The 24,888-nt window shown below is 62.7% G+C and carries 20 protein-coding genes; 5 read left to right on the top strand and 15 right to left on the bottom strand.

Going from position 1 to position 24,888, the window contains the following annotated elements:
* Positions 1 to 111: 111 nt before the first annotated feature.
* From PO883_RS15565 to PO883_RS15530, 8 genes are all read right to left on the bottom strand, one after another.
* Complete coding sequence (locus PO883_RS15565) at positions 112 to 1,353, bottom strand: lipopolysaccharide assembly protein LapB (RefSeq protein ID WP_289310580.1); 1,242 nt, start codon at positions 1,351 to 1,353, stop codon at positions 112 to 114.
* Positions 1,354 to 1,420: 67 nt separating this feature from the next.
* A complete protein-coding gene (locus tag PO883_RS15560; RefSeq protein WP_289310579.1) occupies positions 1,421 to 1,855 on the bottom strand; it encodes a biopolymer transporter ExbD in 435 nt (144 codons plus the stop codon).
* Positions 1,856 to 1,935: 80 nt separating this feature from the next.
* The gene (locus PO883_RS15555; protein WP_099875535.1) at positions 1,936 to 2,376 is read right to left on the bottom strand and encodes a biopolymer transporter ExbD; all 441 of its coding nucleotides are present in this window, start codon (positions 2,374 to 2,376) and stop codon (positions 1,936 to 1,938) included.
* Positions 2,377 to 2,382: 6 nt separating this feature from the next.
* The gene (locus tag PO883_RS15550; RefSeq protein WP_289310578.1) at positions 2,383 to 3,309 is read right to left on the bottom strand and encodes a MotA/TolQ/ExbB proton channel family protein; all 927 of its coding nucleotides are present in this window, start codon (positions 3,307 to 3,309) and stop codon (positions 2,383 to 2,385) included.
* 88 nt (positions 3,310 to 3,397) lie between these two features.
* The gene (locus tag PO883_RS15545; protein ID WP_167087908.1) at positions 3,398 to 4,060 is read right to left on the bottom strand and encodes an energy transducer TonB; all 663 of its coding nucleotides are present in this window, start codon (positions 4,058 to 4,060) and stop codon (positions 3,398 to 3,400) included.
* Between the two features lie 638 nt (positions 4,061 to 4,698).
* Entirely contained in the window at positions 4,699 to 6,225 is a 1,527-nt protein-coding gene (locus tag PO883_RS15540; protein ID WP_289310577.1) for a SpoVR family protein, read from the bottom strand.
* A gap of 29 nt (positions 6,226 to 6,254) precedes the next feature.
* Positions 6,255 to 7,523 (bottom strand): YeaH/YhbH family protein, encoded by a 1,269-nt coding sequence (locus tag PO883_RS15535; protein WP_289310576.1) that lies wholly within the window; start codon positions 7,521 to 7,523, stop codon positions 6,255 to 6,257.
* 85 nt (positions 7,524 to 7,608) lie between these two features.
* On the bottom strand, positions 7,609 to 9,531 hold the full coding sequence (locus tag PO883_RS15530) for a PrkA family serine protein kinase (RefSeq protein ID WP_289310575.1): 1,923 nt from the start codon (positions 9,529 to 9,531) through the stop codon (positions 7,609 to 7,611).
* 596 nt (positions 9,532 to 10,127) lie between these two features.
* On the opposite strand from PO883_RS15530, the gene PO883_RS15525 reads away from it, so the two are divergent.
* Both PO883_RS15525 and PO883_RS15520 read left to right on the top strand, forming a co-directional pair.
* The gene (locus tag PO883_RS15525) at positions 10,128 to 11,159 is read left to right on the top strand and encodes an adenosine deaminase (protein ID WP_289310574.1); all 1,032 of its coding nucleotides are present in this window, start codon (positions 10,128 to 10,130) and stop codon (positions 11,157 to 11,159) included.
* 18 nt (positions 11,160 to 11,177) lie between these two features.
* Positions 11,178 to 13,709, top strand: coding sequence for an ABC transporter permease (locus tag PO883_RS15520; protein ID WP_289310573.1), 2,532 nt, complete (start codon positions 11,178 to 11,180; stop codon positions 13,707 to 13,709).
* Positions 13,710 to 13,720: 11 nt separating this feature from the next.
* Here PO883_RS15520 and PO883_RS15515 read toward each other — a convergent pair whose 3' ends face one another.
* On the bottom strand, positions 13,721 to 14,716 hold the full coding sequence (locus PO883_RS15515) for a response regulator (protein ID WP_289310572.1): 996 nt from the start codon (positions 14,714 to 14,716) through the stop codon (positions 13,721 to 13,723).
* Positions 14,717 to 14,736: 20 nt separating this feature from the next.
* A complete protein-coding gene (locus tag PO883_RS15510; protein ID WP_289310571.1) occupies positions 14,737 to 16,047 on the bottom strand; it encodes a sensor histidine kinase KdpD in 1,311 nt (436 codons plus the stop codon).
* Positions 16,048 to 16,200: 153 nt separating this feature from the next.
* On the opposite strand from PO883_RS15510, the gene cqsA reads away from it, so the two are divergent.
* From cqsA to PO883_RS15495, 3 genes are read left to right on the top strand one after another with little or no spacing between them, the layout of a single operon-like run.
* The gene (gene cqsA / locus PO883_RS15505) at positions 16,201 to 17,445 is read left to right on the top strand and encodes an alpha-hydroxyketone-type quorum-sensing autoinducer synthase (protein WP_289310570.1); all 1,245 of its coding nucleotides are present in this window, start codon (positions 16,201 to 16,203) and stop codon (positions 17,443 to 17,445) included.
* Positions 17,446 to 17,477: 32 nt separating this feature from the next.
* Positions 17,478 to 17,867, top strand: a complete 390-nt coding sequence (locus PO883_RS15500; protein WP_289310569.1) for a group II truncated hemoglobin — start codon at positions 17,478 to 17,480, stop codon at positions 17,865 to 17,867.
* Between the two features lie 4 nt (positions 17,868 to 17,871).
* On the top strand, positions 17,872 to 19,194 hold the full coding sequence (locus PO883_RS15495) for a DNA recombination protein RmuC (protein WP_289310568.1): 1,323 nt from the start codon (positions 17,872 to 17,874) through the stop codon (positions 19,192 to 19,194).
* 61 nt (positions 19,195 to 19,255) lie between these two features.
* On the opposite strand, the gene PO883_RS15490 is transcribed toward PO883_RS15495, so the two are convergent.
* The 5 genes from PO883_RS15490 to chrA all read right to left on the bottom strand — a co-directional run bounded on the left by PO883_RS15490 (position 19,256) and on the right by chrA (position 24,874).
* A complete protein-coding gene (locus tag PO883_RS15490; protein ID WP_289310567.1) occupies positions 19,256 to 20,116 on the bottom strand; it encodes an MHFG family PEP-CTERM protein in 861 nt (286 codons plus the stop codon).
* 406 nt (positions 20,117 to 20,522) lie between these two features.
* Positions 20,523 to 21,806 carry a gephyrin-like molybdotransferase Glp gene (glp, locus tag PO883_RS15485; protein WP_289310566.1) on the bottom strand — a complete coding sequence of 428 codons (1,284 nt, stop codon included), beginning with the start codon at positions 21,804 to 21,806 and terminating at the stop codon, positions 20,523 to 20,525.
* Positions 21,807 to 21,825: 19 nt separating this feature from the next.
* Complete coding sequence (gene mobA, locus PO883_RS15480) at positions 21,826 to 22,437, bottom strand: molybdenum cofactor guanylyltransferase MobA (RefSeq protein ID WP_289310565.1); 612 nt, start codon at positions 22,435 to 22,437, stop codon at positions 21,826 to 21,828.
* A complete protein-coding gene (moaA, locus tag PO883_RS15475) occupies positions 22,438 to 23,547 on the bottom strand; it encodes a GTP 3',8-cyclase MoaA (RefSeq protein WP_289310564.1) in 1,110 nt (369 codons plus the stop codon).
* Entirely contained in the window at positions 23,540 to 24,874 is a 1,335-nt protein-coding gene (gene chrA, locus PO883_RS15470) for a chromate efflux transporter (protein ID WP_289310563.1), read from the bottom strand. Before chrA ends, moaA begins: the two co-directional genes overlap by 8 nt.
* Positions 24,875 to 24,888: the final 14 nt, after the last annotated feature.

Here is a 24,888-nt window from a genome sequence, read left to right as displayed (position 1 = left end):
CATGAACAGGCCAACATAATCGAAACAGCGATTATACGTTCAAAGCTAAAAAGCGCTGCCTGCAAGATGCAGACAGCGCTTTTCAGTGGAACGACGGTGAAGCGGTGACGATCAAGCCATTGGATGGTTGATGGCCATGATCCAGTAGCGCGCCAGTTCGGCCGTGCCGTCCTTGCCGCCCACCGATTTGAGGGTGGAGATGGCTTTGGCTTTCTGGCCGGCGGCGGCGTAGGCCTGGCCCAGGCGCAGCTTGGCATCGTCAGGACGCTTGAGGTTACCGGCGGCGATGGATTTTTCCATCAGCGCCAGGCCCTTGTCGGCCTGGCCGGCTTGCACCATGGCATAGCCCAGGCTCACCAGGCCGTCGTTATCGGCGACCTTTTGCAGCGAGGCTTCGGTGGTGGCGAGGTTCTTGTTGAAGTCGGCCAAAGTCTTGTCGGCCAGGTCTTTCAGGCGCTGGTGACGCGGCGCATCGGCGCCCACACCCAGGATGCCGGCTTTGTAGCCCTTGTCGACGATCTTGACCGATTCGGCAGCGGCGCCATCGCGCAGGACCAGCTGTGCCAGTTCCATGTAATCGTTCGGCTTTTTCAGCAGGTTGTTGGCCAATTGCAGGCGCGCCACGTCGACCTTCAGGCGGTCGGCGAAGCCAGGCTTGCTGGTGATGCGGTTCAGCAGGTCGGCCCAGTAGCTGGACTTCGGATAGTGGGCGGCGAGCTTTTCGATCGTCGCGACGTAACCGGATTTGTCGGGGTTCTTGATCTGCAGGTTGGCCATCATTTGCAGCGGTTCTTCCGGCGGGGTGCGGCCGGATTTGTCATACGAGCGCAGGTCCGCTTCGAGCAGCCTGGTGGCTTCGGCGGTGTTACCCATCGCCATGTAATTCTGGATCAGGTAGGCGCGCAGCTTCGGATCGTCGCGCTCCTTGAGCGCGCGCTGGATGGCGGCGTTGGCCTTGCCGAATTCCTTGGCGCGCATGTAAATGCCGATCAAGCCTTCGGAGAAACTGGCGCGTTCGCCGGCGGACAGTTTGCCCGAGTCGATCAGTTTTTCAAAGGAGCGGGCGGCGGTATCGTAGTCGCCGGCGGTCGAGGCGGCGGCAGCGCGCACGCGTTCGATCAGGTATTGCTCATTGCCGGTCGGGTTTTTACCGTCGAGCTTGCGCAGTTCGTTCAGCGCATCCTTCGCGCGTCCGGCTTGCATCATTTTCTGGGCAGCTTGCAAAGGGCCACCGATTTCCGGGCGCACGGCTTCTGCCGCGTAAGCAGTGGACAGACCGAGGACGGGCGTTGCTGCGGTAAAGCCAAGAGCGGCCATGGCGAGGCCGAGATGTGCGAGACGAAACTTGATCATTGGGACTCTTTCAATCAAAAGCGAAACGGCAGGTTTACCCTGCCGTATCGTCAATTAGCAATAGCGCTTATTGGAACTGTTCGTTACCAACCATACCGATCTTTTTCACACCCAGACGCTGGGCAGTTGCCATCACGCCAGCAACATACTTGTACTCGACCAGCTTGTTAGGGCGCAGATGCACTTCCGGCTGATCCGCATCTGGCATGGACGAGATGGCGTTCATCTTCGCTTCCAGGGCAGGACGGTCAGCGACGACCTCGTTGTTCCACAAAATCGTGCCATCGAAGTCGACGTCAACCGTGATGACCACCGGTGGTACTGGCGGTGTCGAGGCCGGACCGACAGGCATGTTCAGATTGACCGAGTGGTTCTGTTTCGGAATCGTGATGATCAACATGATAATCAAGACCAACATAACGTCGATCAAGGGGGTCATGTTCATTTCCATCATTGGTTCCGGATCCGCACCGGCGGCGGGGGAACCGACATTCATACTCATGATGTTTCCTTTTCTAATGTTGGAACCCGTAAGGCGCGGGACCGGTGCCGCTGGTCCCGCGCCCTGCCGAAGGAGGGCTCTTAGCGGGTGCCGCCAGTTTTATCTGGTGGTTCCGTGATGAAGCCGACCTTCTGAATCCCAGCACGCTGTGCCGTGAAGATCACCTTGCCGATGAACTCGTAACGCGTCTGTTGATCGCCGCGTACGTGCACTTCTGGTTGCGGCAGCTTGACGGATTCCTTTTTCAGGAACTCGAACAGCTCGGTCGTGTCGTTCAGACGGGTCTGATTCCAGTACATGTCGCCTTCTTTATTGACGACGATGTTCACCGTGGTTGGCTTAGGTTTCAATGCCTGGTTGGTTTCCGAAGGTAACGCGATCTTTTGCAGCTTCAGAACCACCGGGCTCGTAATCAAGAAGATAATCAGCAGAACCAACATGATGTCGACAAGCGGCGTCGTGTTGATTTCTGACATGACTGCATCTTCTTCTCCGCTATCGGAGCCGACGCTCATGGACATGGTGAATTATCCGATCTTTTTCGCGCCGGCAGCACGGCCAGCTTCGCTCGTCGACATGGCACCCGAAATCAGGACCGAGTGAACGTCAGCGCTGAACGAGCGGACATCTTCCATCGCCGACTTGTTACGACGAACCAGCCAGTTGTAACCCAGAACCGCAGGAACCGCAACGAACAGACCGAACGCGGTCATGATCAGCGCTTCACCCACCGGACCTGCAACTTTATCGATCGATGCGTTACCCGACATGCCGATGGCGGTCAGCGCATTGTAAATACCCCACACCGTACCGAACAGACCGATAAACGGTGCGGTCGAGCCAACGGTTGCCAGGAACGACAGGCCGTCTTGCAGACGCGATTGAACTTTGTCAACAGCGCGCTGGACCGACATCGTCACCCAGGTCGACAGGTCGATCTGCTCAAGCAGGGCGCCGTCGTGGTGGTTGGTTGCCTTGGTGCCGGTTTCAGCGATGAAGCGGAATGGGCTGCCTTCTTTCAGGGTAGCCGAACCAGCTGCGATCGACGATGCTTTCCAGAACTTGGCCTGGGCTTCTTTCGATTGCTTGAAGATCTTGGCCTGGTCGATCAGCTTGGTGATCAGGATGTACCACGAACCCATGGACATCAGCGACAGGATGATCAGCGTGCCTTTGGAAACGAAGTCGCCTTCAGCCCAGAGTGCTTCGATACCGTACGGGTTATGCACCGCTTCTTTTTCGCCTTCTTTGACTGCTGGAGCTTCAGCTGCCGGCGCTGCTGGTGCAGCCGCTTCTGGAGCTGGTGCCGCAGCTGGAGCCGCTGCGTCTGCTGCAGGGGCTGCCGCTGGAGCAGGAGCGTCAGCGAAAGCTGGTGCGGAGACCAGCGCCGTAGCTGCTGTAACCGAGAACAGGACAGCCGCCAGTGCAGCGGACAAACGGGTATTCTTAAACATGCTTCCTCCAAATTTATAAAATAATCAGTTCGCTGAACATAATGACAACGAAAATCACAGTAGTGAGACTAAACTGCCGCCTCGGTTCTTAATCCAGCGTCCAGACGTATTGCATTTGCATCCACGCTTGTTCCGGCTTGCCATCAACCATGGTTGGCTTGAACTTGCATTTACTAATACCGGCCTGCGCCGCTTTGTCCAGATCGCGGAAGCCGCTCGACTTCACGATCTTCGAATCGGCGACGCGACCGTCAACACCAATCAGGAAAGACAAGGTTACCGTACCGGTTTCTTCATTACGCAGGGAAGCTTTTGGAAACTCCGGTTTGGCGCAAGTGTTGAAATCGGCGACCGCTGCGACGCGGACGGGATTTGGATTAGCCGGCGCTGGTGGTGCAGGAGGCGCTGGGGTTGTCGGGCGTGGCAGTTCCGTCGTGGTCGGCTTGACATTGGTCGCCGCGGCGATCGTGTTCTGCACCGGTACCGGTTGTTGAACGTTCACTTCGACCGGCGGAATAAATGGAGGCGGAGGCGCCTTCATTTCAGGCGGCGGTGGCGGTGGCGGAACATCCGGCGGAGGAGGAGGTTTGACCTCTTCGACGATCTTGGTTTCCACTGCTTCAGCCATTTTCGTGACCATACGGGTGCCAAGACCGCTTACGATCCCCCAAGCCACCAATGCGTGAATAGCGATAACGACCGCAATGCCAGTGAAATTCTTCCCGGGGTTCTTATCATGCGAAAAATTCATGCCTGCTTTCTCCAATACCAACTCTTTTTGTTGCTACTAAACCCACAAAACACGACAAGACCTTGAGCCGCATCCGGGACGTCGGCGAATTATACCTACGAATCCTTTTTTTACCACACATTTTTACAGCTCCAAAACGGTGTGATTCAGAGTGTGAAAACGATTGTCAAAGCCTCGCTAGAGCCCGGACCTGCATCTTCTGGTAAAAAAAGCAATACTATAATGTGAAGGGCATGTTGAAACCGTACAACGTGAGGGAAACACTCGATTGAAGCGAATATTCCTTACAACTTGCTGACATCGCGCCAAATAACATTCGACCCCCGCCGTGGCGATGATGCTAACCATAACCAGTTTCATGGAGGGAGGGCGTCCTGTTGAAAGCCACGGTTGCGCATCCGGGAACTTGCTGTCGAAATGCTGGCTGCGCAGCGCCGGAAAGGGCGGCATCGCGGAGATGCCGGACCAGCCTGGCGCGCCAAGCTATGCGCCTGGCTAATGACTGTCATCACGTCAGCAATATAGCATATTGATGCGCGCGTACCAGTCTTTTTTGCGCGGGCATGGACGATTCTGTTGCGCTCATCTGGTAGGACCGGGTGGAGGACCCGGCAGCCGGACTTCCACCGGCTGGCGGCTCAGGCGCGGGTGCGCTTCTCGCGCTTGCACTCCAGGCTGCTGAGGATGGTGCCGGACGGGTCCACAGTGTCCAGGTGGACGTCGAAGCCCCACAGGCGCGCCACGTGCTTGAGCACTTCCTGGGCGTGCTGGTTGAGCGGGCGGCGCTGGAACTGGGTATGGCGCAAGGTCAGTGCCCGGTCATCGCGCGTGTTGACTTGCCAGACCTGGATATTCGGTTCGCGGTTGCCCAGGTTGTACTGTTCGGCCAGCTGCTGGCGCACGTAGCGGTAGCCGCGTTCGTCGTGGATGGCCGAGATGGTCAGCTTTTCATTCTTGTCGTCGTCGAGCACGGCGAAGAAATGGAAGTCGCGGATCAGCTTCGGCGATAGGTATTGAGCAATGAAACTTTCATCTTTGAAATTGCGCATCGCAAAGTCGAGCGCCACCTGCCAGTCGGTGCCGGCAATCGCGGGGAACCAGTCGCGGTCTTCCTGGGTCGGCTCTTCGCAGATGCGGCGGATATCGCTCATCATGGCAAAGCCGAGCGCGTACGGATTGATGCCGCTGTAATACTGGCTGGTGGCGGGCGGCTGGTACACGACGTTGGTGTGGCTTTGCAGGAACTCCATCATGAAGCCATCGCCGACGATGCCCTCTTTATATAGTTCCTGCAAAATCGTGTAGTGCCAGAAGGTGGCCCAGCCCTCGTTCATGACCTGGGTCTGGCGCTGCGGATAAAAGTATTGGGAAATCTTGCGCGTGATGCGCACCATTTCGCGCTGCCAGGGTTCGAGCAGGGGCGCATACTTTTCTATGAAGTACAGCAAGTTTTCTTCGGGCTCGGGCGGGAAGCGCGGGATCGCGACATCGGCCGCTTCCTCGTCGCGCCGCGGCACCGTGCGCCACAGGGCGTTGACCTGGGACTGGGCATATTCCTCGCGTTCTTTCTGGCGCGCATTTTCTTGCGCCATCGAGAGTTTGGCGGGGCGCTTGTAGCGGTCCACGCCATAGTTTTGCAGCGCATGGCAGGAATCGAGCAGCAGTTCGACCGCATCGATGCCGTAGCGCTGTTCGCATTCGGCAATGTAGTTCTTGGCGAACACCATATAGTCGACGATGGCGTCGGCATCGGTCCAGGTGCGGAACAGGTAGTTGCCTTTGAAAAATGAATTGTGCCCGTAAGCAGCGTGCGCGATCACCAGCGCCTGCATGGTCAGGCTATTCTCTTCCATCAGGTAAGCGATGCAGGGGTTCGAGTTGATGACGATCTCGTACGCCAGGCCCATCTGGCCGCGCTTGTAGCTTTTTTCCGTGGACAGGAAATGCTTGCCGAAGGACCAGTGGTTGTAGGACACCGGCATGCCGACCGAGGTGTAGGCATCCATCATTTGCTCGGCGGTGATGATTTCGAGCTGGTTGGGGTAAGTGTCGAGGCCGAATTTCTTGGCGACACGGCGGATTTCTTCGTGCGCGTGCTCGATCAGGTCGAAAGTCCATTCCGACTGCTCGGGCAAGGCGCGCGGGTGTTTGGGGTCTCTTGGCATGGCTGGTTCTCCTGGTGCCGACGAGTTAACTATTTAGGCTGCTTCTTGAATAGTTCACGGAAGACCGGATAGATGTCGGCCGGCGTGACAATTTTTTGCATCGCAAAGTTCGCATGGTGATCCGACACTTCGGCGTACTGCTCCCACAGGTTCTGCGGCGGGCCATCGGTGATTTCCACATAGGTGTAATACTGGACCGACGGCATGATGGTGTTGATCAGCAGCTGCTTGCACAGCAGCGAATCGTTGTCCCAGTTGTCGCCGTCCGACGCTTGGGCGACGTAACTGTTCCACTCGCCGCTGCCGTAGCGCTCGCCGATAATCTTGGTCAGCAGGTGCAGGGCCGAGGACACCACGGTGCCGCCCGATTCGCGCGAATGGAAGAATTCTTCCTCGTCCACTTCGGACGCGGCCGTGTGATGGCGGATGAACACCACCTCGATCTTGTCGTAGGCGCGCTTGAGGAACAGGTACAGCAGGATGAAGAAGCGCTTGGCGGTATCCTTGCGCGTCTCGTCCATCGAGCCCGACACGTCCATGATGCAGAACATCACCGCTTGCGTCATCGGCTTGGGCACCTTGATGCGGTTGCTGTAGCGCAGGTCGAACGGGTCGATGAAGGGAATCGCCAGCAGCTTGGTGTGCAGATGATGGATCAGGCGCTTGAGTTCGACCACGCGCGGATCGTCCAGCGGCGTGCCTTCTTCCAGCAGTTCGATCAGTTCGCTCTCGGCTTGCAGCACCGCCTTGCGCGAACTGCCGCCGACCGCGATGCGCCGTCCCAGCGCCCCGCGCAGCGAGCGCAGCACGTGGATATTCGACGGCGTGCCCGACATATTGTAGCCGGCGCGCTGGTTCTTGAATTCCGTGGTCGCGGTCAGCTGGGTCTTGACCATGTTCGGCAATTCCAGGTCTTCGAAGAAGTAATTCATGAATTCTTCGCGCGAGAGCTCGAAGATGAAATCGTCTTCCGATTGCTGGTCGCTGTTGCCGGCCTTGCCGCGTCCCGCTCCGCCGCCGCCCTTGGGCCGGCTGAACTGGTCGCCCTTCTGGTATTCCTTGTTGCCGGGGTTGATGGTTTCCCACACGCCGCCGTGGGCGTGGCCGAAATTCGGTTCGTTCACATCCTTGACGGGAATCGATACCTTCTCGCCATTTTCAATATCGGTGATCGAGCGCCCCTTGATGGCGCGCCCGACAGCGTCCTTGATCTGGCTTTTGTATCGCCGGAGGAAGCGCTCTCGGTTGATCGCTGACTTGTTCTTGCCTTGCAAGCGTCGGTCGATGAGGTAAGTCAAAACGGGCCTCCTGCTTCAAATCCTGTTTGCGCCTGGCGGGCGCCGTGGCGGCCAGGCGGACCATGACAGCCCGCCAAAGGCCGACTTACGACGACTTGCGCACGCGCAGATACCATTCGCACAGCAGGCGCACCTGCTTGGCGGTATATCCTTTTTCCACCATGCGCGCCACGAAATCGGCGTGCTTGTTCGCATCCTCGGCGCTGGCCTTGGCATTGAACGAAATGACCGGCAGCAGTTCCTCGGTATTCGAGAACATCTTTTTCTCGATCACGGTGCGGAACTTTTCATAGCTGGTCCAGGCCGGATTCTTGCCGCCGTTGGTCGCCCGCGCACGCAAGCCGAAGTTGACGATCTCGTTGCGGAAATCCTTGGGATTGCTGATCCCGGCCGGCTTTTCGATCTTTTCCAGCTCGTTGTTGAGCGAATCGCGGTCGAAGCTTTCACCGGTGTCGGGATCGCGGAATTCCTGGTCCTGGATCCAGAAGTCGGCGAAGGTCACGTAGCGGTCGAAAATATTCTGGCCGTATTCCGAATAGCTTTCCAGGTAAGCGGTCTGGATTTCCTTGCCGATGAACTCGACATAGCGCTGCGCCAGGTGCTCCTTGATATAGGAAAAGTAGCGCTGCTCGGTTTCGGGCGGAAACTGCTCGCGCTCGATCTGCTGCTCCAGCACATACAGCAAGTGCACCGGATTGGCCGCCACTTCGGTATTGTCGAAGTTGAAGACCTTCGACAAAATCTTGAACGCGAAGCGGGTCGACAGCCCGTTCATGCCTTCGTCCACCCCGGCGTAATCGACATACTCGTGCATCGACTTGGCCTTGGGATCGGTGTCTTTCAGGTTTTCGCCATCGTAGACCAGCATTTTGGAGAAGACGCTCGAATTTTCCGGGTCTTTCAGGCGCGACAGGATCGCGAACTGCGCCATCATCTTCATGGTGCCCGGCGCGCACGGGGCCAGCTCGAGCGAGGAATTGCGGATCAGCTTATCGTAGATCTTGATTTCGTCCGACACGCGCAGGCAATACGGTACCTTGACGATGTAAATCCGGTCCAGGAAGGCTTCGTTATTGCGGTTGTTGCGGAAGGTTTTCCACTCCGATTCGTTCGAGTGCGCCAGGATGATGCCGTCGAAAGGAATCGCGCCGAAACCCTCGGTCCCCTTGTAATTGCCTTCCTGCGTGGCCGTCAGCAGGGGATGGAGCACCTTGATCGGCGCCTTGAACATCTCGACGAATTCCATCAGCCCCTGGTTGGCCAGGCACAGGCCGCCGGAGTAGCTGTAGGCATCCGGATCGTCCTGGGCGTAATCTTCGAGCTTGCGGATATCGACCTTGCCAACCAGCGAAGAAATATCCTGGTTGTTTTCGTCGCCCGGTTCGGTCTTGGAAATGGCGATCTGCTTGAGCACCGAGGGGTAGCGCCTGACCACGCGGAACTGGTTGATGTCGCCATTGAATTCGTGCAGGCGCTTGACCGCCCATGGACTTGGAATGGTGCGCAGGTAGCGGCGCGGAATGCCGTAATCCTCTTCCAGGATGACGCCATCCTCTTCCTCGTTGAACAGGCCGAGCGGCGATTCGTTCACCGGCGAGCCTTTCAGCGCATAGAACGGCACCTGTTCCATCAGTACCTTGAGTTTTTCGGCGATCGACGACTTGCCGCCGCCCACCGGGCCGAGCAGGTAGAGGATCTGCTTGCGTTCCTCCAGGCCCTGCGCGGCATGGCGGAAGTACGACACCACCTGCTCGATGACTTCCTCGGTGCCGTAGAAATCGCGGAAGGCCGGATAAATCTTGATCACCTTGTTGGCGAAGATGCGCGACAGGCGCGTGTCGTTGCGCGTGTCCACCAGGGTCGGCTCGCCGATCGCGGCCAGCATGCGTTCCGGCGCGCTGGCATAGGTGAGCTTGTCCTTCTTGCACAGTGCCAGATACTCAGAAAGGGAATATTCCTCTTCGCGGGTACGCTCGTAGCGAGCTGCGTAGTTGTCAAAAATGGTCATTTGAATGTCCTTTAATGTGCTGTCACTACTTCACTGTCACTGGCAGACGTGCCATCGGGGTGCTGTCCAGCCCTGGTCGTTGGCGTACTCCTTTTGGACCGTCACGTGCTTTCCCGTTCCAGCATTTCTGAAACAAAAACGGATAACGATATTTATTATTTTTACCGGTTTTTTCCGGTGATTTTGCGCGTGCCGACAAGGTCTACTTACGCCTATGAAATTTATTATGTGCCTAATAGTTCCGGAAGTCAAAGTAATGTAGAGTAAGCTGATGTAACTGTCTTAAGTGGTTGATTTAAAACGGAAAAATGACATGTTTACGTCCATGTTCGCTGTCTCATTTTTGCCTTGGATGTTCGTTATGCATGTCGTCTTGATCAAGGTTTCCCGCACTAATGCGAGAAGAACATCGCGCGCATCGAAGGTGATTGGATAGTGCACGAACTCGGCGTCCGATGGCGCACGAAAATCGCCTTTCGTGTCACACATTTTCTGCCGTGAACTTTGGCGGTGGCGCGCTTGCGGCGTGCGCTTGCGGCGTGCGCTTGCGCTACACTGCTGTCTGACGACACACCCATTACCGACGGAGAAATACGATGCTGAACGACCAGATGAGAAATATTGTGCAACAGATGCCCAAGGCGGAATTGCACATCCACATCGAAGGTTCGCTCGAACCGGAACTCATTTTTGCGCTCGCGCAAAGAAACGGTGTTTCCCTGGCCTATGGCTCGGTGGAAGAGTTGCGCGCCGCCTATGCCTTCAGCGACCTGCAATCCTTCCTCGACATCTATTATGCGGGCGCCAGCGTCTTGCTCAAGGAGCAAGACTTCTACGACATGACCATGGCCTACCTTGAGCGTGCCCATGCCGACCATGTGCGCCATGCCGAAATCTTTTTCGACCCGCAAACCCACACCGCGCGCGGCGTCCCGTTCCAGACGGTGATCGACGGCATCTGGCGCGCCTGCCAGGATGGCCCCATCAGCGCCACCCTGATCATGTGTTTCCTGCGCCACCTGAGCGAAGATGACGCCATTGCCACGCTGGAAGAAGCTTTGCCCTTCCGCGACAAGATCATCGGCGTCGGCCTCGACTCGTCCGAGCGCGGCCATCCGCCCGAAAAATTCACCCGCGTGTTCGAGCGCTGCCGCCAGCTCGGCCTGCGCCTGGTCGCCCATGCCGGCGAAGAAGGTCCGCCGGCCTACATCGAAACCGCGCTCGACGTGCTCAATGTCGAGCGCATCGACCACGGCGTGCGCTGCCTGGAAGACCCGGAACTGACCGCCCGTCTGGCGCGCGAGCAGATCGCGCTGACCGTTTGCCCGCTGTCGAACGTCAAGCTGCGCGTGTTCGGCGAGATGCAGGAACACAACCTCGTGACCCTGCTCGACGCCGGCCTGGTGGCCACCGTCAATTCGGACGACCCGGCTTACTTCGGCGGCTACATGAATGCCAACTTCCTGGCCGTGTTCGACGCACTGCCCCTGAGCGCCGCCCACGCGCGCCAGCTGGCCCGCAACAGCTTCACTGCCTCTTTCCTGGAGCCGGAAGCCAAGCGCGCCTTTCTGGCTGAAGTCGAGCAGTATTTTGCGAGCGTCAGTGCCGGCGCTGGCGCCACCATCTAAATCGATCACCACGCCGCCATGCTGATTCAATCGCTTCGAATGACCGCGCGCGACTGGCGCGCCGGTGAACTGCGCTTCCTGCTGATCGCCCTGATCATCGCCGTCTCTTCGCTGTCGGCGGTCGGTTTCTTCATCGACCGCATGCGCAGCGGCCTCAATCGCGATGCGCACCAGCTGCTCGGCGCCGACCTGCTGGTCAATGCCGACCAGCCGCTCGATCCCGCCTGGCGCGCCGAAGCCGTCAAGCGCGGCCTGGTGCTGGCCGATACGGTGACCTTCCCCAGCATGGCGCAGGCCGGCGAGGGCGAGCAATCGGTGTCGCTGCTGGCGGCGGTCAAGGCCGTTTCGCCCGCTTACCCGCTGCGCGGCCAGCTGCGCATCACCACCAGCATGGAGCAGGCCAGCGCCGCGCTGGGCCAGAAGACCGATAGCACGCCCGCGGCGGGCACGGTGTGGGTCGACCCCAACATCGTTAGCGCGCTCAAGACCGGCGTCGGCGGCCGCATGCGCGTGGGCGACAAGGAATTCACGATCGCCCAGCTGATCGCCTCGGAACCGGACCGCGGCCCCTCGTTCGCCAATTTTTCGCCGCGCGTGATGCTCCCCCTGGCCGACCTGGCCGCGACGGGCCTGGTCGAGAACGGTTCGCGCGTCACCTACCGCTTGCAGGTGAGCGCGCCGTCCAACAACGACACCAACAGCGTCAAGGCGTTTGAAGAATGGATCACGGCCCGCATCGAGGCGGACAAGGTGCGCGGCGTGCGCGTCGAGTCGCTCGAAAACGGCCGTCCCGAAATGCGCGCCACGCTCGACCGCGCCGACCGCTTCCTGTCGCTGGTCGGCCTGCTCTCGGCCATGCTGGCGGCGGTCGCCGTGGCCATGGCTGCGCGCCGCTTCATGCAGCGCCACCTGGACGCCTGCGCCATGCTGCGCTGCCTCGGCCTGACGCAAAACCAGGTGACCGAGCTGTACCTGATCGAATTCGCCCTGGTCGGCCTGGCCGGCAGCGCGCTCGGGGTGCTGGCCGGCTTCGGCGGCCACTTTGTACTGATGCAGCTGATCGGGTCCATGCTCAGCACCGACCTGCCGCCGGTGTCCTTCCTGCCGGCGCTGCAAGGCATCGCCACCGGCATGCTGCTGCTGGTCGGCTTTGCGCTGCCGCCGATCCTTCAATTGCGCAACGTGCCGCACAACCGCGTGATCCGGCGCGAACAGGCAGCGCCCAAGCCGATGGCGCTGGCCACCTACGGCCTGGGCCTGATCGTGTTCGTCGGCCTGATGCTGTGGCAGGCGGGCGACGTCACGCTGGCGCTGTCCACCGCGGCCGGCTTCCTGGGCGGCTTCGCGGTTTTCGCGCTGGTGGCCTGGGGCGGCCTGGCCGCCCTCAAGACGCTGCGCGGCGCGATCGACAACCAGAGCTGGCGCTTCGCCGTCACCTCGCTGCAGCGCCGCCCGGGCGCCACCATCGTGCAGGTGGTGTCGCTCGCGCTCGGCCTGATGGCCCTGCTGCTGCTGACCGTGGTGCGCGGCGACCTGATGACGGCCTGGCGCAGCGCCACCCCGCCGGACGCGCCGAACCGCTTCATCATCAACATCCTGCCCGACCAGAAAAACGAAGTGGCCCAGCGCATCGCCGCCGCCAAGGTCAGCGAAGCGCAGATGTTCCCGATGATCCGCGGACGCCTGACCGCCGTCAACGGCCAGACTATCACCGCCGCCACGTACCAGGACGACAATGCGCGCCGCCTGGCCGAGCGCGAATTCAACCTCTCGACCATGAACGAGTTGCCGGCCTCGAACCAGATCGTGGGCGGCCGCTGGTACCAGGATGCGCCGGGCGTGGCCGAAGCCTCGGTCGAACAGGGCATCGCCAAGACGCTCGGCCTGAAACTGGGCGACACGATGCGCTTTGATGTCGGCGGCACCCTGGTCGACGCCAGGGTGACCAGCCTGCGCAAGCTGGAATGGGGCTCGATGCGCGCGAATTTTTTCGTGATCATCAACCCGGCCGCGATGGAGAAAACCTCGCAAACCTTCATGACGGCCTTCCACCTGCCGGCGGCGCAAAGCACCTTCACCAACGCCCTGACGCGCGACTACCCGAACCTGACGGTGATCGACGTGAGCGGCATCATCCGCCAGTTGCAGGAAGTGCTGGACCAGGTGGTGGCCGCGGTTGAATTCCTGTTCATGTTCACCCTGGCCTCCGGGGTGCTGGTGCTGTACGCGGCGCTGATGGGATCGCAGGACGAGCGCACCCGCGAAGCGGGCTTGCTGCGCGCGCTGGGCGCGACCCGCAAGCAGCTCTCGCGCGCGCAGTGGATCGAGTTCTCGCTGGTGGGCGGGCTGGCCGGTTTGCTGGCCGCGTCGGGCGCGGCGGCGCTGGGCTGGGCGCTGGCCACTTACCAGTTCAAGTTCCCCTGGACTTTCAGCCCGATGGTGTGGCTGGCCGGGCTGGTGGTGGGCGCGCTGTGCGCCATCATCGGCGGCTGGCTCGGGCTGCGCAATGTGCTGCGCCAGCCGCCCTTGCAGACCTTGCGCGGTACGTAAGCACGCTGGCATCAGGGCGCCGTCTCGCGCGCGCGCAGGAAGGCCGCGAACGGGTGGGCTGGCTGCTCCAGTTCGCCCGGCTCCAGCGCGAACAGTGCCCAGTAATAGGTGGTCTGGCCGCCCCGACAGCGCTGCGCGGGCGCGGTCCAGCGGTGCCAGTTCTTGGCGAAATCGCGCGCATACATGCCGTCGCCCTCGCGAAAATACGGCACGATGCAGCGCTCGCGCACCGCCTGCAGGAACGACTGCGGCGCATCGTTGTCGCAACCGACCTCGTAGTGCGCGTTCATCCCGGCCTCGGTTTCGACCACCATCAGCTGGGCGCGTCCGCGCGCGTCGTACAGCAGGATGCCGGCCGGATTCGGATACAGATAGTGTTCCACGATCCCGTGCTGCTCCACCACCATGCGCACCACCGCGGAAAACGCCGGGTCGCTCAGGAAGCTGTGGTTGTGCAGCTCCAGCAGGTCGCGCAGCGGGTCCGAGCGGGCGGCGAAATACGCCTGCTGGAGCGACACGATTTCGGCTTCGAGCTTGTCGAGCGCACCATCGTCGCTCTTTTTGATGTAACGGTCGATCAGGCCGCGGTTGAAGGCGTCGACCGCCACCTTTTCGTCGGCCACGCCGGTAAACAGGATCTTCTTGCAGGGCAGGTGGCGCAGCGCCTCGCACAGCTCCAGGCCATCCATCTGCGGCATCGAATAATCGACCACCACCACCGACGGCGTCATGAAGCGCTGCGGCTCGAAACTGATGCGGTGGATCTGGTCGATGTCGAAGGCCACGTTGCAGCGCTCCGTCGAGCCGGGATAGGTATCGTAGCTGGCCGCCAGCCGGCCTGGCTGGCGTTCGCCGTGGGCGCCGATCCAGGCCAGCGCGCTGCTGGTGTCGGCAAAACATTTGCTGGCCAGGGCCGGGTCGAGCTGGAAGGCGACGCTTTTCAGGAAGCTGTCACTGTCGTCGATCAGGACGGTCAGGCTGGGATGGCTGTAAATCGGCAGGGGCATGCTGGGCCTTTCATGGCGGGTCAATGCGCGGGCGGCTCTGCGGCCACGCGCGGAAATTCGAGCACGAACATGGTGTAGCCACGCTCGCGCGACGTGCAGCGGATGCTGGCCTGCCAGGCATCGATGATGTCCTTGCACAGGGCCAGGCCGATGCCGGCGCCGGAACTGGTTGGGTAGGAAAAGAAGCGCTGGAAGATCATCGGCAGCTGGCGCGCGGCGATGCCGCAGCCGGTATCGATCACCAGCAGGCGCGGCGTGTCGGGACGGCCGTCGACGACGATGCGGATGCGTCCCTTGCCGGCCCTGTGCAGCGCCTTGAGCGCGTTGCGCAGCAGGTTGAGCAAAACGACGACCGACAGCTCGTGCTTGCCGGCGAAGCGGAAGTCGGCGCGGATGGCGACGCTGACCGCATCGCGCTGCGCCTGCGCCGCGAACGGATAGCGCCGGATCACCGACTCGACCACCTCGCGCATCGAGATCACCTCGCTCGCTTCGAGCTGCTGCTGGACCGCGCTGGCCGACAGCAGGAACAGGTCGATCATGTGGTTCATGTGGCGCACCTCGTACTGGATGCGCGCCATCGCTTCGCACATCGCCTGCCAGTCGGCCTCGCTGGCCTGGGCCGGCGGCGTGATGCGGCGGTAGATGCCGCGCACATTGGCCTCGACGCTGATCAGGGGCGTGCGCAGCTCGTGCGACACGCTGGCCAGGCCGTGCGCCACGCCGGCCAGCTTCGCGCGCGCCAGTGCCCCGCGCCCGGCCTTGGCCACCGACACGGCGACGATGGTGAAGGCGTAGATGGGCAGCTGTTCCAGCACCGTGGGGCTGAGCATGAAAGCCGGCTCGCCGACCAGCGCAAACAGGGCGCAGGCCAGCACGGTGCCGGTGGCGCAGGCGCTCAGCGCCAGACGCGTGCGAAAGTGGAACAGCACCGTCAGCGCGATCAGCAGCGACTGGCTCCACACGGCCGAACCGTGATTCATCAGGTACATGAAGGCGAACTGGAACGGCAGCACATAGGTCACCGCGATGAACAGATAGGCATGCACGAAACGCCCGCGCAGCAGGCGCCCCGGGGCCAGCGCGGGCAGGCACAGGGCCGCGCCGATCAGGCGCAGGGCGAGGCTCTCGAACTCCTGCGGAAACCAGTAGGTCCAGATCGAATAATAGGCCGGCATGCCCAGGAAGCCGATCCATGCCAGCACGATGAACGGTCCGGTCGCATGGGCGTGGTGACGCTCGTTGTGCACCAGCCAGCGCAGCAGCCAATGCAGCAGGAACTCGCGCAGGCGGTCGGTGAAAAACGGGGCGGGGGCACTGGCAAACATCATGGAAGGGTTTCCGGGACTCGCAGCGGTGGGCGGGGAAGAGCAATCTTGACCCATGTTGATATTTTGCAATTTGATATATGTCAAGCTCCATCGATGTTGCAGGAATGGCAAGGAGGGGCGGCACAGAATGGATAATTTTCCCAAGGAGAAATCATGTCTTTTGCTGCCGATCACATTTCGACTGCCGTGCGCGCCGAACTGGCCATGCCATCCTTCGTCACAGGCCGCATGGATGAGCATTACGTGACCCGCGTCGCGCAGTTGCTGGGCGGCGAGCACCTGCATGTCTGGACGCCACCCCAGTCCGACGCGATCATGTTGGCCAGCAACGACTACCTGTGCATTTCCGGCGAAGCGGCCTTGCTGGAGGCGCAGGCGCGCTGCCTCGTCACGAGCCGGGCGGGCATGCTGATGTCCTCCGTATTCCTGCAAGAGGGCAGCGCCCAGCACCGGCTGGAGGCGAAGCTGGCCGCCTTCATGGGCGCCGAAGACGCGGTGCTGACCCAGTCCGGCTGGGCCGCCAACGTCGGCCTGCTGCAAACCATCGCCGGGCCGGGGGTGCCGGTCTATCTCGACATGATGGCGCATGCCTCGCTGTGGGAAGGCGTGCAGTCGGCGCAGGCCACCGCGCTGCCGTTCCTGCACAACGACGCGGCGCACCTGGAGCGCCAGGTGCGCAAGCACGGTCCCGGCGTGATCGTGGTCGATGCGCTGTACAGCACCAACGGCAGCGTCGCGCCGTTGGAACAGGTGGCGCGCATCGCCACCGGCAGCGGCAGCATCCTGGTGGTCGACGAATCGCATTCGCTCGGCACCCACGGCCCGCGCGGGGCCGGGCTGGTGGCGGCGCTGGCACTGGAGGGGCAGGTGCACTTTCGCACCGCCTCGCTGGCCAAGTGCTTCGCCGGGCGGGCCGGCTTCATTACCTGTTCCAGCCACTTCAAGGGCTACTTCCTGTCGGCCTCGCGCCCGGCGATCTTCAGCTCCTGCCTGCTGGAGCACGAACTGGCGTGGTTCGATGCGGCGCTCGACTTCATCGCCGCCGCCGATGGCCGCCGCGCGGCGCTGGCCCGCGTCACGCGCACGGTGAGGGACGGCCTGCGCGGGTTGGGCTACAACGTCGATGACGGCAGCGAACAGATCGTCGCGTTGGAGGCGGGTCCGGAACCGCGCACGCTGGCGCTGCGCAAGGCGCTCGAGCGGCGCGGCATCCACGGCGCCGTGTTCTGCGCGCCGGCCACCGCCAAGAACCGCTCGCTGGTGCGCCTCACGCTCAACAGCGGCCTGACAAGCGCCCAGTGCGCGCGCCTGCTCGACGCCTGCGCCGACATGCGTCCGGAGGTCGGGATGGACAGCTGGCCGTCGACGCGGCGCCTGCGCCGCCTCACACTGGTCTGACAGCGGCGCGCGCGCTGCGCTATCATGGCGGCATGAGTGAACCACAAACCCTGTATGACGTCATCGGTGGCGAAGCGCGCGTGCGCGAAATGGTCGACCGCTTCTACGACCTGATGGAGCTGGAACCCGAGTTTGCCGGCATCCGCGCGCTGCATCCGCCGTCGATGGACGGCTCGCGCGACAAGCTGTTCATGTTCCTGAGCGGCTGGATGGGCGGGCCCGGCCTGTTCGTCGAACAGTACGGCCATCCGCGCCTGCGCGCGCGCCACCTGCCGTTTGCCATCGGCGGCAGCGAGCGCGATCAGTGGCTGCGCGCGATGGCGTGGGCGATGGAAGATATCGGCATCGATGAAGCGCTGCGCCTGCGCCTGATGGAGTCGTTCTACCAGACCGCCGACTGGATGCGCAACAAAGACGGCTGATGCGATGACCCAAAGCGAATTCCTGATCCTCGCCGCGCTGGCGGTTGTCATCATCATTCTGCAGGCGGTGCTGCTGCTACGTGCGCGCGGCAGTGGCGGTGGCGCCGCGCAGCTGGAACGGCTGGAGCGCGAGCTGCGCCTGGAATTGCAGGCCGGCGCCCAGGGCACGCGCCAGGATATCGGCGCCAGTCTCGCGCAGTACCACGGCGCCACCGTGCAGCAGCTCGACAGCATGCGCCAGCAGATTCACCTGGCCAGCGTCAGCGGGCGCGAAGAGCAGTCGGCCACGCTCAAGCGCTTTGCCGACACCATGCACCAGACCCTGTCGGCGCTGACCGAATCGAACGCCCGGCGCATGCTGGAAGTGCGCGCGACGCTGGAAGCGAAGATCGGCGACCTGCAAAACGATAACGGCGCGCGCCTGGAAGAGATGCGCAAGACGGTCGACGAGAAGCTGCACGCCACGCTGGAGACGCGTTTGTCCGAATCGTTCCGCCAGGTGTCGGAGCGCTTGGAGCGGGTGCACCAGGGACTGGGCGAGATGCAGCAGCTGGCGATCGGCGTGGGCGACCTGAAGCGCGTGCTCACCAACGTGAAAACGCGCGGCACCTGGGGCGAAGTGCAGCTCGAAATGCTGCTCGAACAGGTGCTGACGGTGGACCAGTATGCCAAGAACGTCGAGACCATTCCCGGCACCGGAGCGCGGGTCGAGTTTGCGATCAAGCTGCCCGGCCATGTCGAAGGCGGCGCGCCGGTGTGGATGCCGATCGACGCCAAGTTCCCCAAGGAGCAGTATGAACGCCTGCTCGACGCGGCCGACCGGGCCGATGCCGACGGCGTGGCGCTGGCCGGGCGCGAGCTCGAACGCGCAGTGCGGCTGGAAGCGAAGACCATCTGCGACAAGTATGTCTCGCCACCGCTGACCACCGATTTTGCGATCCTGTTCCTGCCCACCGAGGGGCTGTACGCGGAGGTGATGCGCAGGCCCGGCCTGGCCGACGATCTGCAGCGCAGCTTGCGCGTGTCGATTGCGGGCCCGTCGACCCTGTCGGCGATTCTGAATAGTTTGCAGATGGGATTCCGCACGCTGGCGCTGGAAAAGCGCTCGTCGGAAGTGTGGCAGGTGCTGGGGGCTGTGAAAACGGAATTTACCAAGTTCGGCGATGTGCTTACGCAGACCAAGCTGACGCTGGAAAAGGCGGCCAAGAATATCGAGAACGCCGAAGTGCGCAGCCGCCAGATGGCGCGCAAGCTCAAGTCGGTGGAGGCGTTGCCGAGCGAGGCGGCGCAGCTGATGCTGGGGCCGGATATCGACAGCGAGGGGTGAGGTGCAAGCGCTTACCTGCTTCCTTGCAAACCGTCGCCCCGCGCCAAGGCGGGCGACGGGGCTAACGACGGCGCCGCGCGGCGCCCAGCACCGCAGCCAGCCCAAATCCCATCATCATCCATTGTTCCGGCTCCGGCACTGGCAACGCGGGCAGATCGGTGTCGGGGACGGGTGTGAGATCGATGCCGGTAGTCGGACTGTCCCTGAACGGCGGCCCGAAGCTGCCAGGCCCGATCGGCGGGACCGGAACCCCACCCTGGTAGGCAATCAGTCCCGGTGGCGTGCCCGGTGCGCGCTCCGGGACAGGCAATTTGGGCTCGGCGCTGGTGCCGCGCAGCGCGAGCGCCAGTTCGCTTTCCGGTGCCGCTGGCTCCTCGGACAGCGACATCGACGAACCGGGGCCGCCCTCGGCGCGCCGCCGCGACGGTCCGCTGGTGCCCAGGCGATGAATGCGGCTCACGTTGCGGCACACGGTCGGCACCAGGATGCAGTGGTCGCCTTCGCAATACACCAATCCCGCCTGTTTGGTCCTGGCGCTCCAGCCGGCGCGCGAGACGCTGCCGCACACCGTGCCGGCGCCGAAATGCATGTCGCGGATTTTTGGTTCGTAGTAGTTCTGGCCCTTGATCGAGTCGCGTCCGATGGTCACGAATTCGTCGAAATTGCGGTCCGCCATGCGCTCCTTGAGACGCGCACGCACCAGCGGCGGAATGTCGCGGTAGCGGTCCACGGCCGCCACCACATCGCCCATGAAGGGATTCACGCCGGGATGGTCCCAGTCGCATTTCTCGATCCGTTGGCCGGACGCTGCCTGGACTTGGTTCGCCGCCAGTATCAGCAACGCTCCCAGCATCAACACCCAGGCCCGCACAGGGAGAGAAACCTTGTAGCTTGCGACGGCAATGCGGCTTGCGGGCATCATGATCTCTGACCAATCTGATTAGCGTAGAGATTGAGACTAGCAGCCTGTCGGACTATGGGTACAAAAGAAATATTTTGCCCCCACTGCTGAAAATTTAGGCTGAATTTCGGCATTTAAATGCCTCGGATGGTGTCCGCAGTTCATATTTTTTCGTTTGAGGCGCGCCATCGCGTTTTCGTTTTCTAAGTCCGACAGACTGCTAGCAAGCGGACAGGTCCGTTCGCCCATAAAACATGCCCATCAGGGCGATAGTATTTTGCTATCAAGGATGCTTTTAAGGCATTTCTCCTATGAACATTCCATGGAAAATACGGCAACGAATAGGCAAGCTATGACAAATCACAGTGATTGAAAAACAACGTAATTATCATAACGACCACAATTAAACCGATTTGCAATAGATTTGTCAGATCAAGCCGTCGAACACGATGATGTCGACAAGATCGCCCGCATCGACGTTGCCCTGCTCATCATGCAAGACCACCATGCAATTCGCCTCGCTCATCGAGCGCAGGATGCCGGAGCCTTGCGACCCGGTGATGCGCACGCTTTGCCGGCCCTCGCCATCGTGTTCGAGGATGCCGCGCTGGTACTCGGTGCGGCCCGGTTTTTTGCGGATGGCGCCGGCCGAACGCACCTTGAGCATCGGCAGCGGCGCATCGGCGCCCATCATGCGCAGCAGCGCGTCGCGCGCGAAGAAGTAGAACGACACCATCACGGCGACCGGATTGCCGGGCAGGCCAAACAAAAAGGCACTGTGCCCGTTCGAGGCGATGCGGCCGAACGCCAGCGGCCGGCCCGGGCGCATGCCGATCTTCCAGAAGCTCACGTCGCCCAGTTTGGCCATGATCTGGCGCGTGTAGTCGGCCGCGCCGACCGACACGCCGCCCGAGGTGACGATGGCGTCCACGTGTTCGCAGGCGTGGCGCAGTGCGTCTTCCAGCGCTTGCGGATCGTCGCGCACGACGCCCATGTCGACGATCTCGCAACCTAAGCGCGTGAGCATGCCGTGCAGGGTGTAGCGGTTGCTGTCGTAGACGCAGCCGGCGTCGAGCGGCTGGCCGATCGAGCGCAGTTCGTCGCCGGTGGAAAAGAACGCCACGCGCAGGCGCCGCGCCACCGGTACCGTGGCAATGCCGAGGGAAGCCAGCAGCCCCAGGTCGGCCGGGCGGATGACTTTCCCTGTGCGCAGGGCGGCGCTGCCGGCCATCAGGTCTTCGCCCGCAAAGCGGCGGTTGTCGCCGCTGCGGATCACGTTGGGCGCGATGGTGATGCTGTCCGCGCCGATTGCCGCGACCAGTTCCTGCGGGATCACGCTGTCGCAGCCGGCCGGCATGACGCCGCCGGTCATGATGCGCACGCATTCGCCGCTGCCCGGAATCACCCCGGACGGGCGGCCCGCGAACACGCTGCCCACCACCGCCAGGGTGACCGGGCTAGCGCCGGACAGGTCGGCGCCGCGCAGGGCGTAGCCGTCCATGGCCGAGTTGTCGTGCGCCGGCACGCTGATCGGCGAGATGATGTCCGCACCCAGCACCCGGTCCAGCGCCGCCAGCAGCGCTACCTGTTCGATGGCGCCGACCGGCTCGATGAAGTCGCGGATGACGCGCTGCGCGTCGCGCACGGGCAGGGCGTCGGGGTCGTAGGCGGACAAACAGCTGGTGATGTCGTTCAGGGTTGGCGTGGTCATGGTGTGCGTGGGTGAGGGATTATTCAGGTTCGCACTGGCGCAGTTCGTCCAGCGTGTTGATGTTGCGGAAGGCGCTAGCGTCGTCGAAGCGCACGCGCACCACCCTGATGGCGCCGTACCAGCCATCCATGCGGCGTCCGCCGCCGGCAAGGTAGGCTTGCAGCCGGGGCAGGGCGCTGGTCCGGACCAGGGCGAACACGGGCTGCGGCTGGATGCGCGGCACGCCATCCGCGCCGGCTTCTTCGGTTTCGGCCAGCGCCAGGTCGGCGCCGCTGGCGTCGAGTGCCTGGCGCAGGCGCGCTACCAGGTCGGGCGGCAAGAATGGCGAGTCGCATGGCGCCGTGACCAGCAGCGGCGTGGCGCAGCGGGCCATGCCGGTGGCCAGCCCGGCCAGCGGACCCTCGAAACCGGTCAGCTGGTCGGGCCACACCGGCACGCCGAAAGCGGCGTAGACGTCGAGGTTCTGGTTGGCGTTGATGGCCAGCGTGCCGACCTGCGGCGCCAGGCGCCGCATCACATGCTCGGCCATGCTGGCGCCGCGAAAGGGCTGCAAGCCCTTGTCGACGTGGCCCATGCGGGTGCCGCGTCCGCCGGCCAGAATCAGGCCGGTCATATCGTCAAGGAGTGTCATTTAACCGCCGATGTAGGACATTTCGACGCGTTTGCCGCCTCTTTCAATGCCGCTGGTATTGATGGTGCGGGTTTCGGAATAGCGGTCGGCGCGCACCTGCCACAGCGCGCCGACGGCGGCCGAGATTTCGGCGTCGCTGCGGCCTTCGCGCAGCAGGGCGCGCAGGTCGTGGCCACGGGTGGCGAACAGGCAGGTGTACAGCTTGCCCTCGGTCGACAGGCGCGCGCGCGAGCAATCCTTGCAAAAGGCCTGGGTGACGCTGGAGATCAGGCCGATTTCGCCGCCACCGTCGGCGTAGCGCCAGCGCGCGGCGGTTTCGCCGCTGTAGTTCGCTTGCAGCGGTACCAAAGGCATCTCGGCCGAGATGCGGCGCGCCACTTCCGCCGACGGGATCACTTCGGCCAGGTTCCAGCCGTTGGACGCGCCCACGTCCATGTATTCGATGAAGCGCAGGATGTACGGGCTGCCCTTGAAGTGGCGCGCCATGGGCACGATTTCCTGGTCGTTCATGCCGCCCTTGACGACCATGTTGATCTTGACCGGTCCCAGGCCCACGGCGTGGGCGGCATCGATCCCGGCCAGCACGTCCGCCACCGCGAAGTCGACATCGTTCATGCGCTTGAAGGTGGCGTCGTCGAGCGAGTCGAGCGACACCGTGACCCGGTTCAGGCCCGCATCCTTCAGGGACTGGGCTTTTTTCGCCAGCAGCGAGCCATTGGTGGTGAGCGTGATGTCGAGCGGACGGCCGCTCGGGGTGCGCAGGGCGCTGAGCATGCCGACCAGGCGTTCCAGGTTCTTGCGCAGCAGCGGCTCGCCCCCGGTCAGGCGCAGCTTTTCCACGCCGTGGGCGACGAACAGGGTGGCGATGCGGGTGATTTCCTCGAACGAGAGCAGCGAGGCATGCGGCAGGTAGGCGTAGTCCTTGTCGAACACTTCCTTGGGCATGCAATACACGCAGCGGAAATTGCAGCGGTCGGTGACGGAAATGCGCAGGTCGTGCAGGGGCCGCCCGAGCGCGTCGGCCAGGAGGCCGGTGGGCGCATCGAGCCGCGCGGGGATTGCCGGCGGCGGCGCGCGGCCGTCGCTGAGCATGATAATTTTTTCAGCCATGCCGATACGATAGCACGAGGCCCGCGGCGGCACAGGCGGCGAGCAGTTTGATGGTCCCCGCCTTGAAGCGGAACAGGGCCACGCAGGCGGCCGTGCTGATGGCGAGCGCCGCGATATCGATCCCTCCGCCACGCATGAACACGTGCTGGCCGAAGAACAGCGCCAGGCTGACGATCACGCCCACCACCGCCGCCGAAATGGCGGTCAGCGGCGCCGTCATGCGCACATTGTCGCGCGTCGCTTCCACCAGCGGGCCGCCGGCCAGGATGAACATGAACGAGGGCAGGAAAGTGAAGAAGGTGGCCACGCAGGCGCCGGCCACGCCGGCCAGCAGCACGCCGCCCGGGCCGAAGATGGCGTGGCTCCAGGCGCCCACGAAGCCGACAAAGGCGACGATCATGATCAGCGGACCGGGCGTGGTTTCGCCCAGCGCCAGGCCATCGATCATCTGGGACGCGGTCAGCCATTGATAGTGCTCGACGCCGCCCTGGTAGACATAGGGCAGCACGGCGTAGGCGCCGCCGAAGGTCATCAGCGCGGCCTTGGTGAAGAACCAGCCCATCTGCGCCAGCGCGCCCGCCGCCCCATAGCGCCACGCCAGCAGCAGCCACACGCCGGCGCCCAGGGCCAGGCCGCCAAGGGCTACCCGCGCCAGGCGCGGCCAGGTGAAGCGGGCATGCGCGGGCGTGGGGGTGTCATCGTCGATGAGCGCGAGGCCGTACGAGGCGCGGCTGTCCGGATGCTGGCCGCCGACCTGGAACTGGGCCGGCAGCACACGGGCGCCGACGAAGCCGATGGTGGCCGCCGCCAGCACGATCAGCGGGAACGGCACTTCGGCCAGCGCGATGGCGAGGAAGGCGGCGACGGCAATCGCCAGCAGGGTGCGGTTTTTCAGCGTGCGCGAGCCGATGCGCCAGGCGGCGGCCAGCACCACGGCCACCACCGCCGGCTTGATTCCGTACAGGATGCCGGCGACCACGGGCAGGGTGCCGTACGCCATGTAGATCCACGACAGCACGATCAGGATCAGCAGCGAGGGCAGGAAGAACAGCAGTCCGGCCAGGATGCCGCCTCGGGTCTTGTGCATCAGCCAGCCGATGTAGATGGCGAGCTGGGTCGCTTCGGGGCCGGGGAGCAGCATGCAGTAGTTGAGCGCGTGCAGGAAGCGCTGTTCGGAAATCCAGCGGCGCCGCTCGACCAGTTCGGTGTGCATCAGCGCGATCTGGCCGGCCGGACCGCCAAAGCTGATGAAGCCGAGCTTGAGCCAGTACCAGAACGCCATGCGCAGGGTGACGGGAGCGGGAGGGATATCGGCCGGAAGGGTCATCGTTGACTCAGGTT

The sequence above is a fragment of the Massilia sp. DJPM01 genome (assembly GCF_030348125.1).
Lineage (GTDB): Bacteria > Pseudomonadota > Gammaproteobacteria > Burkholderiales > Burkholderiaceae_D > Telluria_A > Telluria_A frigida.
This window is presented reverse-complemented; position numbering and strand designations above follow the sequence as displayed.

Bases quoted from the DNA above. Each gene is read 5' to 3' on its own strand.
- PO883_RS15565 (WP_289310580.1), bottom strand. From the start codon at position 1,353: ATGATCAAGTTTCGTCTCGCACATCTCGGCCTCGCCATGGCCGCTCTT.
- PO883_RS15560 (WP_289310579.1), bottom strand. From the start codon at position 1,855: ATGAGTATGAATGTCGGTTCCCCCGCCGCCGGTGCGGATCCGGAACCA.
- PO883_RS15555 (WP_099875535.1), bottom strand. From the start codon at position 2,376: ATGTCCATGAGCGTCGGCTCCGATAGCGGAGAAGAAGATGCAGTCATG.
- PO883_RS15550 (WP_289310578.1), bottom strand. From the start codon at position 3,309: ATGTTTAAGAATACCCGTTTGTCCGCTGCACTGGCGGCTGTCCTGTTC.
- PO883_RS15545 (WP_167087908.1), bottom strand. From the start codon at position 4,060: ATGAATTTTTCGCATGATAAGAACCCCGGGAAGAATTTCACTGGCATT.
- PO883_RS15540 (WP_289310577.1), bottom strand. From the start codon at position 6,225: ATGCCAAGAGACCCCAAACACCCGCGCGCCTTGCCCGAGCAGTCGGAA.
- PO883_RS15530 (WP_289310575.1), bottom strand. From the start codon at position 9,531: ATGACCATTTTTGACAACTACGCAGCTCGCTACGAGCGTACCCGCGAA.
- PO883_RS15525 (WP_289310574.1), top strand. From the start codon at position 10,128: ATGCTGAACGACCAGATGAGAAATATTGTGCAACAGATGCCCAAGGCG.
- PO883_RS15520 (WP_289310573.1), top strand. From the start codon at position 11,178: ATGCTGATTCAATCGCTTCGAATGACCGCGCGCGACTGGCGCGCCGGT.
- PO883_RS15515 (WP_289310572.1), bottom strand. From the start codon at position 14,716: ATGCCCCTGCCGATTTACAGCCATCCCAGCCTGACCGTCCTGATCGAC.
- PO883_RS15510 (WP_289310571.1), bottom strand. From the start codon at position 16,047: ATGATGTTTGCCAGTGCCCCCGCCCCGTTTTTCACCGACCGCCTGCGC.
- cqsA (WP_289310570.1), top strand. From the start codon at position 16,201: ATGTCTTTTGCTGCCGATCACATTTCGACTGCCGTGCGCGCCGAACTG.
- PO883_RS15500 (WP_289310569.1), top strand. From the start codon at position 17,478: ATGAGTGAACCACAAACCCTGTATGACGTCATCGGTGGCGAAGCGCGC.
- PO883_RS15495 (WP_289310568.1), top strand. From the start codon at position 17,872: ATGACCCAAAGCGAATTCCTGATCCTCGCCGCGCTGGCGGTTGTCATC.
- PO883_RS15490 (WP_289310567.1), bottom strand. From the start codon at position 20,116: ATGATGCCCGCAAGCCGCATTGCCGTCGCAAGCTACAAGGTTTCTCTC.
- glp (WP_289310566.1), bottom strand. From the start codon at position 21,806: ATGACCACGCCAACCCTGAACGACATCACCAGCTGTTTGTCCGCCTAC.
- mobA (WP_289310565.1), bottom strand. From the start codon at position 22,437: ATGACACTCCTTGACGATATGACCGGCCTGATTCTGGCCGGCGGACGC.
- moaA (WP_289310564.1), bottom strand. From the start codon at position 23,547: ATGGCTGAAAAAATTATCATGCTCAGCGACGGCCGCGCGCCGCCGCCG.
- chrA (WP_289310563.1), bottom strand. From the start codon at position 24,874: ATGACCCTTCCGGCCGATATCCCTCCCGCTCCCGTCACCCTGCGCATG.